11 protein-coding genes are annotated in these 15,299 nt (G+C 63.2%); 3 read left to right on the top strand and 8 right to left on the bottom strand.

The genetic code is table 11. From position 1 onward, the window contains the following. The first annotated feature begins 261 nt into the window (after positions 1-261). The 3 genes from I2H36_RS04650 to I2H36_RS04640 all read left to right on the top strand — a co-directional run bounded on the left by I2H36_RS04650 (position 262) and on the right by I2H36_RS04640 (position 3,958). Positions 262-1,776 (top strand): DEAD/DEAH box helicase, encoded by a 1,515-nt coding sequence (locus I2H36_RS04650; protein WP_196262714.1) that lies wholly within the window; start codon positions 262-264, stop codon positions 1,774-1,776. 113 nt (positions 1,777-1,889) lie between these two features. After that, positions 1,890-2,612, top strand: a complete 723-nt coding sequence (locus I2H36_RS04645) for a hypothetical protein (protein WP_196262713.1) — start codon at positions 1,890-1,892, stop codon at positions 2,610-2,612. Positions 2,613-2,707: 95 nt separating this feature from the next. Continuing rightward, positions 2,708-3,958 (top strand): DUF763 domain-containing protein, encoded by a 1,251-nt coding sequence (locus I2H36_RS04640; protein ID WP_196262712.1) that lies wholly within the window; start codon positions 2,708-2,710, stop codon positions 3,956-3,958. Here I2H36_RS04640 and I2H36_RS04635 read toward each other — a convergent pair. The 8 genes from I2H36_RS04635 to I2H36_RS04600 all read right to left on the bottom strand — a co-directional run bounded on the left by I2H36_RS04635 (position 3,955) and on the right by I2H36_RS04600 (position 15,296). Then, on the bottom strand, positions 3,955-4,902 hold the full coding sequence (locus tag I2H36_RS04635) for an acetamidase/formamidase family protein (RefSeq protein ID WP_196262711.1): 948 nt from the start codon (positions 4,900-4,902) through the stop codon (positions 3,955-3,957). The genes I2H36_RS04640 and I2H36_RS04635 overlap by 4 nt on opposite strands. A 73-nt stretch (positions 4,903-4,975) precedes the next feature. Continuing rightward, positions 4,976-6,139, bottom strand: a complete 1,164-nt coding sequence (locus I2H36_RS04630) for an ABC transporter permease (protein ID WP_196262710.1) — start codon at positions 6,137-6,139, stop codon at positions 4,976-4,978. Then, on the bottom strand, positions 6,136-7,155 hold the full coding sequence (locus I2H36_RS04625) for an ABC transporter permease (protein ID WP_196262709.1): 1,020 nt from the start codon (positions 7,153-7,155) through the stop codon (positions 6,136-6,138). The genes I2H36_RS04630 and I2H36_RS04625 overlap by 4 nt, the downstream gene beginning before the upstream one ends. After that, positions 7,152-9,065: an ABC transporter substrate-binding protein gene (locus tag I2H36_RS04620; RefSeq protein WP_196262708.1), complete on the bottom strand. Its 1,914-nt coding sequence runs from the start codon at positions 9,063-9,065 to the stop codon at positions 7,152-7,154. The genes I2H36_RS04625 and I2H36_RS04620 overlap by 4 nt, the downstream gene beginning before the upstream one ends. Further along, on the bottom strand, positions 9,062-10,927 hold the full coding sequence (locus I2H36_RS04615) for an ABC transporter ATP-binding protein (RefSeq protein WP_196262707.1): 1,866 nt from the start codon (positions 10,925-10,927) through the stop codon (positions 9,062-9,064). The genes I2H36_RS04620 and I2H36_RS04615 overlap by 4 nt, the downstream gene beginning before the upstream one ends. Positions 10,928-10,957: 30 nt before the next feature. Continuing rightward, positions 10,958-12,901 (bottom strand): glycosyltransferase, encoded by a 1,944-nt coding sequence (locus tag I2H36_RS04610; RefSeq protein WP_196262706.1) that lies wholly within the window; start codon positions 12,899-12,901, stop codon positions 10,958-10,960. Continuing rightward, positions 12,898-13,950, bottom strand: a complete 1,053-nt coding sequence (locus I2H36_RS04605) for a glycosyltransferase family 4 protein (protein ID WP_196262705.1) — start codon at positions 13,948-13,950, stop codon at positions 12,898-12,900. Before I2H36_RS04605 ends, I2H36_RS04610 begins: the two co-directional genes overlap by 4 nt. Positions 13,951-14,024: 74 nt before the next feature. Beyond that, a complete protein-coding gene (locus I2H36_RS04600; RefSeq protein ID WP_196262704.1) occupies positions 14,025-15,296 on the bottom strand; it encodes a glycosyltransferase family 4 protein in 1,272 nt (423 codons plus the stop codon). Positions 15,297-15,299 lie beyond the last annotated feature (3 nt).

Below are 15,299 nucleotides of genomic sequence, written 5' to 3'. Positions count from 1 at the left end.
ATGTCAGGCCATGCGGTTGACGGATAGGTTTTTAGCGCCCATATGCACAGCAGGCGACGGCGCTTGGCATCCAAGCAGCTTGAGCGGGACTGCGTGACGGATATTCGCATGAGCGAAGACCCCGGTTCCCTTCTTCAATCGCTCCATCATAAGACGGCCCCATCACGCGGGCTGTTTCCCAAAGAGCCCTGAAGCGCCTTTGCTTTATGAAGCCGAACCTGCTTTCCGGCTCACCGCATTCGTTCGAAAGACACACCTCCTTTGACACTCTTCACCGATTTCGGATTGGCCCAGCCGATCCTGAAGGCGCTTGCGACCGAGGGCTACGAGAAGCCCACCCCGATCCAGGCCCAGACCATTCCGTACGCCATGGAAGGCCGCGACGTCTGTGGCATCGCACAGACCGGCACCGGCAAGACGGCTGCCTTCGCGCTGCCGATCCTGCACCGCCTGTCCGAGAGCCCGAAGCCGCGTAAGCCGAAGAGCCCCCGCGTGCTCGTGCTCAGCCCGACCCGTGAGCTCGCCAGCCAGATCGCCGACAGCTTCAAGACCTATGGCCGCAATCTCCGGCTCACCACCGAAGTGGTGTTCGGCGGCGTCACCATCTCCCGTCAGGAGAAGGCGCTGTTGAACGGCGTCGACGTGCTCGTCGCCACGCCCGGCCGCCTGATCGATCTCATCGACCGCAGGGCCCTGTCCTTGCGTGAGATCGAGATCCTCGTTCTCGACGAGGCCGATCAGATGCTCGACCTCGGCTTCATTCATGCGTTGAAGCGCATCGTGACCCTGCTGCCGAAGGAGCGCCAGAGCCTGTTCTTCTCGGCCACCATGCCGAAGACGATCTCGACCCTGGCCGAGTCCTTCCTGCGCAATCCGGCCCATGTGGCCGTCACCCCTGTGGCGACGACCGCCGAGCGCGTGGAGCAGAGCGTGATCTTCGTGCAGACCGGCCGCAAGCAGGTTCTGCTCGAGACGCTCCTGCGCGATCCGGCCATCGACCGCGTGCTCGTCTTCACCCGCACCAAGCACGGCGCGGACAAGGTGGTGCGCGGCCTCGACAAGGCCGGCATCGCGGGCGCCGCCATCCACGGCAACAAGTCACAGCCGCAGCGCGAGCGTGCGCTGGCAGGCTTCCGCGACGGCTCGTGCCGTGTTCTGGTGGCCACCGACATCGCGGCTCGCGGCATCGACGTCGATGGCGTGTCTCACGTCATCAACTACGACCTGCCGAACGTGCCGGAATCCTACGTTCACCGCATCGGCCGCACGGCCCGTGCGGGCGCCACGGGCTCCGCTATCTCGTTTTGCAACGACGAGGAAAAGGCCTACCTGAAGGACATCGAGAAGCTGACCCGCCTCAAGGTGCCGGTCATGCCGCTTCCTGAGGGCTTGCCTGCCGGTTCTGCCGTGTCCGAGGCTTCTGAGCCGCGCCGCGAGCAGTCCGGGCGCAACGGTCAGCCACGGGGTCGCGCAGCGCCCCATGCCCGCGGGCATCAGGGCCACGGCCAGCCGCGCAGCGCCGATCCGAATGCTGATCGCGGGCCGAAGCGCCGTCGCGGTCACGGTGGCAAGCCTGCGGGCAACGGTCAGCCTCAGGGCGGCCAGCCCAACGGCAACCAGCAGCGCCCCGCACAAGGCCAGCGTCCTGCGCAAGGTCAGCGTCCGGCTCAGGCACAACGGTCTGCTCAAGGAAAGCCCGCCGCGCAGCGGTCGGAAGGCCGCCGTGGTGATGGCGCCCAGGTGGCCTGGCTCGAAAAGAGCCCCCGCCGCCGCTAAGACAGTTTAAGGCGCCTTCGGGCGCCTTTTTCTTTCATAGCTGCAGGAGGTTCGACAACTGTAGACCAAGAAGTTATAGAGAAACGTTATTCGAATGCGCGGGGTGTAGAAGATTGCTGAGGCAAATTTCTCTTGCTGTCCGTAACACCAGTCTCACAATAGGTGCCCTGTTCTTAGGGGCGGATTTTGCAATCAATCTCTGGTTCATAGTTTCAGGTAAAGCTTATCAAGAAGCCATAGCGCCAGCTTTGATGAGCGAACTTCGCGTTTATGGCTTCCTAGCCGTTCTTATCGGCCTGGTTCTCGGTGCCGTAGTAGCATCTGGTTGGAAGCGACGTCTCCTCTGGCTGTTGGGGGCTGTTCCAAGCCTGTTGATTCTATTTCTCACTTTTGTTTTCCTGATGATTAGCGCCGGAACCCCGGTGGAAATCAACAGGGTGCAACTCGCTGACGGCAGATTGGTGATGTTGGGAATCCAACCAGTTCCCACTGACGAAGTCTATGACCTCTGGCAGGCCAAAGATGCTCGTGGATTGGTTTGGCAGAATTTGTCTGACGTCTCACTATCCTACTCGGAGGACGGATCGTGGACCAAAGATCCTGCCCTGGTTGCTACGCCTGATGGGAAGCACCTTCTTGTAAGGCGTGGCGGCATATGGACAGATTGTCTCGTCATTGCAGAGAGACTGAATGCTTGCCCTGGTGTTTCCTCAACTCTCGACTGGACAAAGCCGGCTGAGTGGCTTGAGCAATCAGACCACATAGTGCGCATCACGGGCCTCTCTCCTGGGCATGTGGAAGAAAGGCAGCCAGTCAGAAGTTTCATGCAAAATTGATGCAGCGACGAACATCGATTGCAGCTCCCCAAATATAGCTCTTAAAGTTTGCTTGGCATAAGGCCTGACGCAACATCCCAAGGAGACACCGCTCGATGGCGAAGCGCGCCGGAAGTGCCGATCTGCCGCTACATTCAGGCCATGTGCCGAAATGGCTGGCCGATCGCATGACGCGCCTCGGCGGCGTGGTGTCTGAGGCCATCGTGCACCATTACGGACGCGACGAGCTGCTTCGCCGGCTGGCGCATCCGTTCTGGTTTCAATCCTTCGGCGCCGTGATGGGGATGGACTGGCATTCCTCCGGCATCACCACCAGCGTGATCGGAGCGTTGAAGCGCGGGCTCACGCCGCTCTCGAAGGAGCTTGGCATCCATGTCTGCGGCGGACGCGGAAAGCACTCGCGGCGGACGCCACATGAACTCGTCGCGATCGGTGAGCGCGTCGGCTTCGATGGGGCCGCTCTCGCGAATGCCAGCCGCCTCGTCGCGAAGGTCGACAGCGCGGCGATCCAGGACGGGTTCGATCTCTATCTTCACGGCTTCATCGTCACCGATGACGGAAAATGGGCCGTGGTCCAGCAGGGAATGAACGACGAGAGCCGGCAGGCGCGCCGCTATCATTGGCTGTCGGAGGATCTCGAAAGCTTCGTCGACGAACCGCATACGGCCATCGACGGCAAAGGGCAGGGCACCATCGTCAATCTCACCGACCGGCGTGCGGAGGCCTCTCGCAAGGCGCAGATCAATATTCTGGGTACACTGGGACCTGACAACATCGCCCGCAAATTCCTCGCGTTGGAAGAGCGCGAAACGGAAGCGGCCCCGGCCGTGAGCCCGCAGCCCCTGCTGCCGCATCTGATCATGCCCGAGCATCACGATGTCCGGGCAAAGGACGTGGTGCTGCGGCGGCTCCACGGAACCCTTGCGGCAGCGGCGGATCGGGGACCTGAAGACTTCTCCGACCTCTTGATGACGCCCGGCGTCGGGCCGCGCACCGTGCAGGCGCTCGCCATGGTGGCGGAGGTCGTGCACGGCACGCCCTGCCGCTTCAGCGATCCGGCCCGCTTTTCCTTCGCACATGGCGGCAAGGACAGGCACCCTTATCCGGTGCCGGTGCGGGTCTATGACGAAACGATCCGCGTGCTGAAATCCGCCGTGCAGAAGGCGAAGCTCGGGCAGCAGGAGGAGCTTTTCGCCCTCAAGCGGCTGGACGACCAAGCGCGTCAGCTCGAGCGCCATGCCACAGGGCCTAACGTTGAAGACCACATCAGGCAGGAGCGGGCAAAGTCGCATGCCTATGGCGGCCGCTCGATCTTCGGCGACGAGCCGCCACCTGAGAATGTTTAGCGGTGTGCCTTCTGCAGCAGGCCCTTGTCGAGCATCACGTGGACACCCTTGTTGCCGTTGACCACCTGCGTGATGCGCAAGTCCGCCGCGAGGCTGCACAGGGCATAGGCCTCAGCCTTGGTGATGCCGGTGCGGGCGACGATCAGCTCGATCATGGAGCGCAACGCGATGACTACGCAGTCGTCGAGGTCCGGATCAAAGGCCATGGTCATGACATGGGTCGGCGTCTCGGCCATGGGCCAGGTGAGGCTCATGTCCGCGCGCAGATGCAGTTCGAAGGTGCCGATGAGGCCGGTCTCGATGGCCGTGACGCAGACCTCGCCGTCGCCCTGCACGCCGTGTCCGTCGCCGACGGAGAACAGAGCGCCGTCCACATGGATCGGCAGATAGAGGGTGGTGCCCGCCACCAGTTCCTTGTTGTCGAGATTGCCGCCGTTGCGGCGCGGGGGCAGGGTGCTGAGTGCACCCCAGGAGGCCGGTGGCGCCACCGCCATCACGCCGAAGAACGGTTTTAAGGGCAGTTCCAATCCCCAGGGCAGCTTGCCTGTCATCTGCTCCCGATCGAGCGGGATCGTCATGAAGTGGATCTCGTCGAAATCGTCGGGCAGGGCGCCTTTCTGCGGCGCGGAATAGGTGAAGCCCCAATCGTAGTGCAGCTGGATGTCCTTGATGCGGACTTCGAGAACCTGACCGGTTTTGGCGCCGCGCACGGCAACAGGGCCTGTGCAGATGTGGCCGGGCAGCTTCGGCTTCTGGGCTGCATGAATGTCTGACAGGGCCTGCGGGATCACGAAGGGCGCTTTCGGCATCGCCTCTGGGCCGCCGGAGACGGTCGAGATCGTGACCGTGTCGCCTGATTCCACCGTGAGAAGCGGGGGAAGGCCCGCATCGAAATAGCCCCAGTGAACGCTCTCAGGGGACGCATCAATCCGGTACTCGGCCACGAAACACCTCTGCTCTCTTCATCGATGCAGGATGTCTCGCATTCCCTTGACCTTAGGACAACAGGCCATCCAGCTAATGATACGGATCCGCCGCATCTCTGAGGCCATCGCCCATGAAGTTGAAGGCGAGCACCACGATCACCACCGGGGCCATGGGGAACAGAAGCCAAGGGTGCAGCTGCACGGCCGCGAGATTCTGCGCCTCATTGAGCAGCACGCCCCAGCTCGTCACCGGTGGCCGCAGCCCCAATCCTAGGAAGGACAGCGCGGTCTCACCCAGGATCATGGACGGTATCGAGAGCGTCGCCGAGGCGATGAGGTGGCTCATGAAGTTGGGGATGAGGTGGCGTGCGATCACCCGCTGCTTGGACGCGCCCATCAGCTCCGCAGCCTTGACGAAATCCTCTTCGCGCAGGGAGAGCAGCTTGGAGCGCACGGCGCGCGCGAGGCCCGGCCAGTCGAGGAGGCCAAGGATGATCGTGATGCCGAAGAACACGAGAATCGGGCTCCAGTTCGGCGGCAGGGCAGCTGACAGCGCGAGCCACAGGGGCAGCTCCGGCAGGGAGCGCAGGATCTCGATCATGCGTTGGATCACGTGATCGACCCAGCCCCCGAGATAGCCCGCAAGGCCGCCGAAGAAGAGTCCGAGCGTGAACGAGACCGCGATGCCCACGATGCCGATGGTGAGGGAAATCCGCGCGCCATAGATGATTCGTGAAAGCAGATCGCGGCCGAGGCGGTCGGTACCCAGCAGGAACATCGTTCCGTTTTCCGGCGGGCAGACCAGATGCAGGTTCGCCTGCCACATCCCCCAGAATTCGTAATCGTCGCCACGGCAGAAATAACGGATCGGCTGCGGCTTCGAGGTGTCGAGTGTGTAGACGCGCCGGAAGTTCTCCAGGTCGAAGCTGTAGGTGTAGGGATAGACGAAGGGGGCCATGAGCCGCCCCTCGTGCATCAGGTGGATTCCTTGAGGCGGCGCATAGAGGAAGTCGCCGTGCCGCTTGGTCTGGTTGTAGGGCGCGATGACCTCGACGAAGGGCACGAGGGCATAGAAGGCGAGCAGCACGAAAGCGGCGGCGAGCGCCACCTTATGCCGCCGGAACTTCCACCACATCAGCTGCCAGGAGGATGCACGGTAGAAGCTTTCGCTCTGCGTGCTGCCGGGCTCCGTGGCGCCTGGATCGAAGGGGGCAGGATCGACATAGTGCCGCTTGGCGGTCACGACATTGTTCATCGTGCGCCTCCCATGCGGATACGCGGGTCAAGCCATGCCAGCAGGAGATCGGAGACCAGCATGCCCACGACGGTCAACAAAGCGACGAACATGAGGATGAACCCGGCCAGGAACTGATCCTGGCTCTTGAGGGCACTGAGCAGGATCGGGCCGACGGTCGGCAGGCTCAGCACCAGCGAAACCAGCACCGAGCCCGAGACGAGCTGTGGCAGGAGATTGCCGATATCGGCGATGAAGGGGTTGAGCGACATGCGGAACGGATATTTCAGCAGGGCCTTGGTCGGGCCGAGACCCTTCGCCTTCGCGGTCACGTAATACTGCTTACCCAGCTCATCGAGAAGGTTCGCGCGCATGCGCCGGATCATGGCAGCCGTTCCGCCGAGCCCGATCACCACCGTGGGCACCACCAGATGCGAGAGGAGGGATTGGATCTTGGGCCAGCTCCAGGGCTCGCCCGCATATTGCGAGTCATAAAGCCCGCCGATGGAGATGCCGAACCAGCGGTTCATATAATAGAGCAGGATCAGCGCGAGCAGGAAGCTCGGAGTCGCAAGGCCGATGTAGCCGATGAAGGTGGCAATGTAGTCGCCGACGGAATATTGCCGCGTGGCCGAATAGATCGCGATCGGGATCGCGATCAGGTGGATGAAGATCACCACCGCGAAGTTGACGAGGAGCGTGAGCCAGAGGGCATCGCCCACCACATCCACGACGGGCTTGTCGTATTCAAAGGACCAGCCCCAGTCGCCCTGCAACAGGCCGGAAAAGCCGTTCGGGCCCGGCATGACGCCGAGCCAGACCAGGTATTGCTGCCAGGCCGGCTTGTCGAGGCCGTATTGCCGGATCAGGAACTCGGCCTTGGCGATGGAGGCCGATTCGCCCTGAGCCCGCAGCTCAGCGATCTGGTTGGTCAGGAAGTCGCCTGGCGGCAGCTTGATGATGAAGAACACCAGGGCCGAGATGATCAGCATGGTCACCGCCATGGTGACGATGCGGCGCAACAGGAAGCGGATCATCGACGGACCTCTTTGCCGACAGCTTTGTTCCAGTAGATCTCGTCCATCCGGTAGATGCCGAGCATCGCGGTCGGCTCCCAGCTATAGAGGGCTTTGGCGGGAAGACCCTGGAGGCCGTTCCGCACGACGATGGGCTGCAGGGCGCCGGCAATGGTGCCGATGACCCACTGGTTCTCTACGTGATTCCTCAGCATCTCGTGCCAGGCCGCTCTCTGGACTTCCCGGTTTCCGGTGTTCATCCAGGTCTCATAGGACTTGAGAAGTTGTTCCGCCTCCGGAACGTCGACCGCTTCGCCGTTCTTGCCCTTGGTCTCGATGTACTGCCCCCATTTCGGCCAGGCATAGTTGTCCTGGCGCATGGGAGCGAGTTCGGTCGGAGGCATGAGGGCCGTGGGGATTGCGTTGTCGAGGCCGGGGGCTGCCACCATCACGGTGAGACCCGCATAAGAGCGGTTGCGCAACACGGTCCTGTCCTGCGGCTTCACGAAAAGCCGTACGCCGATCTCGCGCCAGAACTCGCCGATGAGGGTGAGCCCATCCACTACGAGGCTGCTCTCGCCGTCTGTCTCGACGATGATCTCAAGTTCGCGCCCATCGGGCAGCAGGCGGATGCCGGCGCCATTGCGCTTCGTCAGACCGATCTCGTCGAGCAGTCGAGAAGCCTGGCCGGGATCGTAGGCCGCGTGCTGCGTGCGCAGCTCCGGCATGAAGAGCGGGCTTTCCGCCACGATGGTGTTGTTGCCTTCGACGCCGAGCCCGAAGAGCAGCGCGTTGTTCAGCGTCTTGCGGTCGATCCCGAGGGACAAGGCGCGGCGGAAGCGAACGTCCCGGTTGAGCTGGCGCCACACCGGATCCACCGTGTTGAGATTCGGGTAGAGCGCGAGCTCCGTGCCACGGGCATAGGGCCAGAGGAGGGTCGTGTAGCCCTTCGCCTTCTCACCCTGCTTCAGCACGGGAATATCGCCCATGGACAGGCCGCGGAACAGCAGATCCTCCTCGCCCGCATTGGCCTTCGCGGCAAAGAGGCCGCTGGCCGACACGTCCATGATGATCCGGTCGACATACGGCAATTGCTGCCCCTGAGCATCGACGCGGTGATAATAGGGGTTGCGTTCGAAGATGAAGCGGTTTGCCGGCGCCGCATTCATCACACGCCAGGGCATGAGGGTCGGCAGCTCCGGATTGGTCTGCTCCTTCATGTCGTCCATGCGGTTGTGGAGCGCGGCCCAGGATTTCAGCTTCTGCTGCTTGGCCTTCTCCTCAAGGGCGGCCTTGTCGGCGTACTTGGCATGGAACTGCTTGAGATAGGCCGACGCCCTGTAGATGCCCGGATCGAGCGGACCCGCGAGCTGCGGCAGGAAGCGAGGGTTGGGCTTCTCCCAGGTGTAGCGAATTGTGCGCTCGTCGATCACTTCGAAGCGCGGCGGCTTGCCATCCACCAGCATGAACTCGGGCGGGCCGGCGGGCGAAAGTTCCAGGTTGTGCGCGACGTCCTCCCAGTAATAACGGAAGTCCTCCGCCGTAAAGGGCGAACCGTTCGACCAGCGATGGCCGGCGCGCAGGGTGAAGGTGAAGACCCGGTCGTCCTCGTTCTCGAGCTTTTCCAGGAGGTCGGGCTGGAGATCCAGGTTCCGGTCATAGCCGACGAGGCGCGTATAGGTGAAGGTCGAGATGTAGCGGATGTCGCGTGGGCGGGGCACGAGGGTGATGATGTCGCCACCGTACTGGCCGGACGAGCCCACCACGATGGGTGTTTTCGGAAGCCGCTCGGCTATCGGCGGGAGCTTCTTGTTCTGCGGCAGGCCAGCAAAGAGGGGTGGCTCCTTGTAATCCTGGCCTAAGGCCGGCGGTGCCAGCCATCCGAGCGCCAGCGCGAGGGCAAGCGTGGTCTTGCAGAAGTCGAGCATCATGCAGCCTCCTGGGCTGACAGGCGCCCCAAACGAACCTTATGGCCGGGTTCGATCTCCTTCATCACCCCGAACTCGCCCGGCTCGATGCGGAAGGGCTCGGGCCATGCGGAGGGCTGCGAAAAGCCGCCTGTGCGCAGCTTGGTGAAATCGAGGGGCCGGTCGAGATCCGGGTCAGGCACCGCCGCTAGCAGCGCCTGAGTATAGGGGTGAACCGGGTTCCGGAACAGCGAGGATTTCGGGGCCTCCTCGACGATGTAACCCCGGCACATGACCGCGATGGTGTCGGCGATATAATCCACGACGGCGAGGTTATGCGAAACGAACAGGTAGGAGAGGCCGAGCGCCGATTGCAGGTCCTTGAGCAGGTTCAGCACCTGCGCCTGGACCGAGACATCGAGGGCCGAGACCGGCTCGTCGCAGAGCAGCACGCGCGGTTCGAGGGCAAGCGCCCGAGCGATCCCGAGGCGCTGGCGCTGGCCGCCGGAGAACGAATGCGGGTAGCGCCGGAGCGCCCGCTGATCGAGCCCTACCATCTCGAGGAGATGCTTCACGCGCTCGTAGCGCTCGTCCGAAGTGCCGATGTCATGGATGCGCAAGGGCTCGGTCAGAAGCTCATAGACCGTCATGCGTGGGTTGAGGGACGAGAACGGATCCTGGAAGATGAACTGCACCGAACGCCGGTAGGTGGTGAGCGCTTCGCCTTCGAGCTTGTGCACGTCCTTGAGGCCGGTGCCGTCGTCGAACAGCACCCGTCCGGAATTGGGCGGGATCGCCCGCATGATCATCTTGGACACGGTGGTCTTGCCGCAGCCGGATTCGCCGACGAGCCCCAGGGTCTTGCCTGCCGGAAGCGAGAGGTCCACCTCGCTGACGGCGCGGATCTCCCGCGCCTTGCCGGAGAACCATCCGGACCGGAGCGTGAACGATTTCGTAAGATGCTCCACCTTCAGGATCGGGCCTGCCGGCTGAACACGCTGCGGTGCATCGATGCTTGCGAGGCTTGCGCTTTTCACCTCGCGTATCGGCGTAAGGCGCTCGTTCTCCGCCATGGCAAAGCGCGGCACCGCCCGCATGAGCGCCTGGAGATAGGGGTGCTGGGCATTGCGGAAGATGTCGTCCCGCGAGCCGGCTTCCATGATCCGCCCACGATACATCACCACCACTTCGTCGGCCACGTTGGCCACCACGCCGAGATCGTGGGTGATGAGGAGAACCGACATGCCCGTCTCGACCTGCAACTCCTTGATGAGGTCGAGGATCTGCGCCTGCGTTGTCACGTCGAGCGCCGTCGTCGGCTCGTCGGCGATCAGAAGAGCCGGGCGCGTGATGAGCGCCATGGCGATCATGGCGCGCTGGCGAAGGCCGCCGGAGAGTTCGAACGGGTATGTCCTGAGCGCGCGCTTCGGATCGGGGAAGCCGACCCTGCCCAGCACCTCCATGGTCCGCTGGTTCGCCGCCGCCTGGTCCACATCGGCGTGGATCATCAGCGCCTCGGAGATCTGGTCTCCGATGGTGTGGAGCGGCGACAGGGAGGTCATCGGCTCCTGGAAGATCATGGCGATGCGTCCGCCACGCAGGCCATGCATGGCGTCGCTCTCGGCCGGCAGCGCCGCAATATCGATGCTTCCGCCATTCGCAGGATCGTTGAAAAGAAGGGAGCCGTTCGCGATTCTGGCCTTTTTAGACAGGATCTGGAGGATGGCCTGCGCCGTCACCGACTTGCCGGACCCGGACTCGCCGACAAGTGCCACCGTCTTGCCCTTCGGAATGTCGAAGGTCAGTCCATCGACCGCCCGGAAGTTTCCGGCGTCGGTGCTGAAATCGACTGTCAGTTGGCGAACCGACAGGATTGGCGCTTCCATATGCTCCTCCAGGCCTACGAGCATAACGCTTCAAACCGCATTAGATCGCAAATGTGACCCTGTTTCCATTCCGAAACATACATCAGGGCGAAGGAAAGTGATGTTTCGTTCTGCAAGGTGCGCGATAAGCCTTTCGGATAACGTCCAGATGACTTCGTCATGAGCAAGGTGATGGGTGAGGAGCCCGATGGGTTCGTTCCGGTCGGCCTTGCTGGCCATGCGCCGCATGATGGCCGCTGTCACACCGGCGATGAACTGCTGGGGCTCAACTGCACTGCGTTTGCCGTGCCAGTCGATGGGATCCAGATGGGTGTTGATCTGGAGAAGGCCTGATGCAGGGGAGGCTGCCTTCCGATCCGTGAAGGTGGACAACCCGGCAAAGCCCAGACGCGGCAGGTGCAGGATAAACTCGTTGGAGATTCGGTTCCAGGGTGGCACGAAGACCGAGAGCAGCTTCGCTCCGAGATGGCCGCGGGCGACCTGCAAACCGCGCCGCGCTTCATCCGCCATGGTCTCCACGGGACGATGCGCACCAAACTCCGCCTTCTTTGCTTCCAGAGGAGCATGGTTGGCATGGCTCCAGCCATGCACGAGGGCAATAGCCGCGCTTTCATCCGCCAAGCGGGAGGCGAGGGAGGCTTGAAGGCTGTCTGGAATAACAGCCAGGCCGATTCCGGCGCCATAGCGTTTCGACAGTGTGAGGAGGCGGTCGAGGGCAGGGGTCGCAGCGACTGCATCGTCATCCCGCCACCAAAAGCGGATCGGGCAACCCTGATCCTTGGCCCGCTCCAGCGCGTCGTCCAGAGGCGACCAGTCGATGCCTGGGTGCAGGGCGGGCCTGGACAGGATCATGCTTTCCGCGATGGCGACGCTTTGCCTTGCCCCATCGAGGGCGATGGCCGGTGGAGACGACGCAGGCTGCGACAGCCCGTGGCGGATCGCCTCCGCCAAGCGTGTCCCGGACGCCTCGTCCTCCGAGACGATGTCAGCGAGTCCCAGGCTCTTCAGACGCTCGGCCCGCAGGCGCTGCTCCGTCTCGTGACCGGCCTCGAAGGGGATGAGGACCGACCGCACGCCGCAGCGCAGGAGGTCCACCACCGTGTTGTAGCCTGCTTGGCTGACGGAGACTTCGGCGCCGGCGAGCATCGTGCGGAAATCGGTTCTCGCCCGCTCGACGATGGCATGGGCCGGAGCATTGTGCCGCAACGCCTGAAAATCCTCTTCCGAGACGCCTCGTCCGATGAGGATGCGCCAGGGGCGGTCGGTGATGAGGTGCGCGGCTTCGAGAGCGGCAAGGTAGAGCGGCAGGCTCGCTGCGCTCGACCCGCCCGAGACCACGATGCCATGCCGGTGACCTTGGGAAATGTCATTCTCGTTCTCGTCCACATAGCCGGTGTAGCGGATAAGCGGCCTGATCTTTTCATTCACCGGCCATGAGGCCTCCAGGGAAACGAGGTTGGGATCACCATGAACGAGAATGCCATCGTAGTCGTGAAGGATGTGCTCATGGGCCTGTGCGATGCGTTCCGGCTTCGTTGGTGCCACAAGAATATCGCGGATGGAGCACAGGACGAGCGGGCGCGGATTCAGGGCATGGGCGGCTTCGATCAACGCCATGAACTCGCCTGCCAGCACCCGACGCCCGAAGGGGAAGAGTTCGGTGATGAGAATGTCGGGCCGGGTGCTGCGGAGCGTGTCGAGCAGGATGCTCCGGCGCCTGTCGAGATAAGCCTCGTCGACCGGCTGGAGGTTCTCGTCGAGAAGCGTCTTGAAATCGGTTCCGAGCGTGCGCACGGGCGGCAGCTGAACCAACTCCGCTCCGCCGAGATCGGCTAAGGGGGCAGGGGTTCCGCCCGATACGAGAATCGTCTCATGCCCCTTGCGGGCAAAGGCACGCGCCAGGGCTGCGGCCCGTGTCAGGTGGCCGGCGCCAAGCAGATGCGTCACGGCGATGAGAACGCGCAATGTCGTCATGCTCCCACTCTAGCCGTGAGCGGTTCGAGCGCTTTGCGCAAGCGCAAGGCCGCATGATCGAGACCGCGCTCCTGCCGCACGAAGGTCAAGGCATTGGCGCCTAAAATCCGGAGCTGACCACGATCCTGCAGGAGCGCGCTCAGGGCATCGGCAAAGGCCCCAATGTCGCCGGACTGTGGCAGGATGCCCGTCTCGCCATGCTGCACCACACTGGCGACACCGCCATAGGCGCCGGCGAGCACCGGACAGCCCATGGCCTGCGCCTCCAACAGCACCATTCCGTAAGCCTCGTTGACCGCTGGCCAGACGAAGAGGTCGGCGCTTTCATAAAGGGTTTTCAACTCGGTCTGGTTTTCGATCCGCCCCTGGAAGCGAACCCGGCCAGCGAGGGACGAAAAGCGCTGCACGATCTCCTCGCGCGCTTCGCCATCCCCCACGATGTCGAGCGACCAGGGCAGATGCTGAATCCGTTCGAGGGCAGCGGCAAGGATGCTGTACGAAGCAAGCTTGTCGCCCTTTCGCATCATGGCGACGGTGAGCAGGCGCAGTTCGCTTTCAGGCGAGGAGAGAGCGGTCGATTGAGGCCAGTCCTGCATGTCGAGAAACGGCGGAAGATCGACTAGAACCTGATCCATTGGCCGTGCTCTTTCCAAAGCCTCCCGGTCGTGCGCCGTCATGACGAAGAGCGCATCGGCGCGGTCGAGAGCAGCCTCCGCTCCTTCATGCCCCAGAGCCCAGGATCCTTGCGCACGCTTTGCAGCCCGCGATCCTTCCGCTACGGCATAAGGAACGTTCAGCGCCTGTGCCACGCGAGGACCGATCCAGTCCGGCGCCTTGTAATAGACATGGTAGGTGAACCAAAGGCACGGACGGCTTTGCTCCGGCAGAGCCTTGTAGTGCTCGATGAGGCGTGCAGCCTCGTCCAGCGATTGCTGCCTGATGAGATCCTGGTTCTGCGGATCGCCTGTCTTGTCGAAGGTGCGCATCTCGCTCGCGAGTTGTGGCACGTAGCCTGCCTGGTCGAGAGCCTTCATCAGCAGGCGCGCCATAGTGCGATCACCCGACGGAAGAGGATGGTTCGGGCTCTTCAAGGGAGCGTAGAACGCCACTGGCCGGCCGTGGATCACACCCGCTCCGGTTCTCTGTGCGGGTTGTCGGTAACGGCACGCAGGCGCGCTTCCAGCACGTCGATTCCGCCCTCCATGGAGAAGTCCCGCCGCAGGCGTGTGAAGGCTGCGGAGCCGAGGGCCTTCCGCCGTTCAGGGTCGCGGGCGAGCAGGTTGAGGGCGTTGGACAGGGCCTCCCAATCGCCCGGTGCAACCAACTCGCCCTCGTTGCCGTTGCGGATGAATTCCGGGATCCCGGCAAAATCCGTCGCTACGATGGCAAGACCCTGGCTCGCGGCTTCCATGATCACGTTCGGCAAGCCGTCCCGGTCGCCCGACTTCGCCTCCTTGGATGGCAGAACGAAGAGATCGGCCTCCTGGAGAAGAGCGATGATGTCCGGCTGCGCCTTGGAGCCGAGAAACGCCACCTTGCTCCCGATTCCGGCCTGCTCGGCCTGCTTTTTAAGGGTGTTGAGAAGTTCGCCGCCGCCCACATGGGCGAAGCGCCAGTGCAGATCGGGCGGCAGGGCCGCAAGCGCCTGGATCAGGTCGCCATAGCCCTTCTTGGCCACGGCCCGCCCGACGGAGACGATACGCACCGGATCGAGCGGATCCGAGCCATCACGGGCAGGGCGGCTCTCGGGCGGCGGCGGAAAGCGTGAGAGATCGAGCCCGTGATAGACGAGCGAGACCTGGTCAGGCCGCGACAGCGACTGAAGGTGTTCGGCTCCTTCGGCCGTGCAGGTTACGCCCCAGCGCGCCTCGGCCATCTTCTCGCGCTTCTCCCAGCCCGGCGTCGTCCAGATGTCCTTGGCATGAGCCGAGAAGGTCCAGGTCCGGCCGGTCAGGAGCGCCGCATAGCGGACCACGGAAGCCGGCGTGTGCAGGTAATGCACATGCAGGTGCCGCACGTCCGCCGGGAGTTCCCGGGCCATCGCGAAGGCCTGGCCGAGACGGCGCACCCGGTTGGCCGTGAGATCGCGCTTGAGATCGCGCCAGAAAGCCTTGATCGTGCGCCTGAAGCCTTTCTGGCTCATGCTCCAGATGGCCCCGCGCAGCACGCGCGAGGGCTCTTCGTAGAGATATTCCGGCAGGTAGGTGACCTTCGCCTTGATCGCCTTGTGCATCGGATGCACGGCCCGCTCCGTCGGATGGCGGAGAGACCAGATTTCGAGGTCCAGCCCGCGCTGCTCGATGGCCAGGATCTCCTGGGCGATGAAGGTCTCAGAAAGGCGTGGATAACCTTTCACCACGATGGCGATGCGTCGGGCGGTGATTGAGGGAAGCATTCT

This window comes from Microvirga terrestris (genome assembly GCF_015694425.1).
Lineage (GTDB): Bacteria > Pseudomonadota > Alphaproteobacteria > Rhizobiales > Beijerinckiaceae > Microvirga > Microvirga terrestris.
This window is presented reverse-complemented; position numbering and strand designations above follow the sequence as displayed.

Excerpts from the sequence above, each read along its gene's own strand:
- I2H36_RS04615 (WP_196262707.1), bottom strand. The coding sequence starts at position 10,927 with ATGGAAGCGCCAATCCTGTCGGTTCGCCAACTGACAGTCGATTTCAGC.
- I2H36_RS04640 (WP_196262712.1), top strand. The coding sequence starts at position 2,708 with ATGGCGAAGCGCGCCGGAAGTGCCGATCTGCCGCTACATTCAGGCCAT.
- I2H36_RS04610 (WP_196262706.1), bottom strand. The coding sequence starts at position 12,901 with ATGACGACATTGCGCGTTCTCATCGCCGTGACGCATCTGCTTGGCGCC.
- I2H36_RS04625 (WP_196262709.1), bottom strand. The coding sequence starts at position 7,155 with ATGATCCGCTTCCTGTTGCGCCGCATCGTCACCATGGCGGTGACCATG.
- I2H36_RS04620 (WP_196262708.1), bottom strand. The coding sequence starts at position 9,065 with ATGATGCTCGACTTCTGCAAGACCACGCTTGCCCTCGCGCTGGCGCTC.
- I2H36_RS04630 (WP_196262710.1), bottom strand. The coding sequence starts at position 6,139 with ATGAACAATGTCGTGACCGCCAAGCGGCACTATGTCGATCCTGCCCCC.
- I2H36_RS04605 (WP_196262705.1), bottom strand. The coding sequence starts at position 13,950 with ATGGCGCGCCTGCTGATGAAGGCTCTCGACCAGGCAGGCTACGTGCCA.
- I2H36_RS04600 (WP_196262704.1), bottom strand. The coding sequence starts at position 15,296 with ATGCTTCCCTCAATCACCGCCCGACGCATCGCCATCGTGGTGAAAGGT.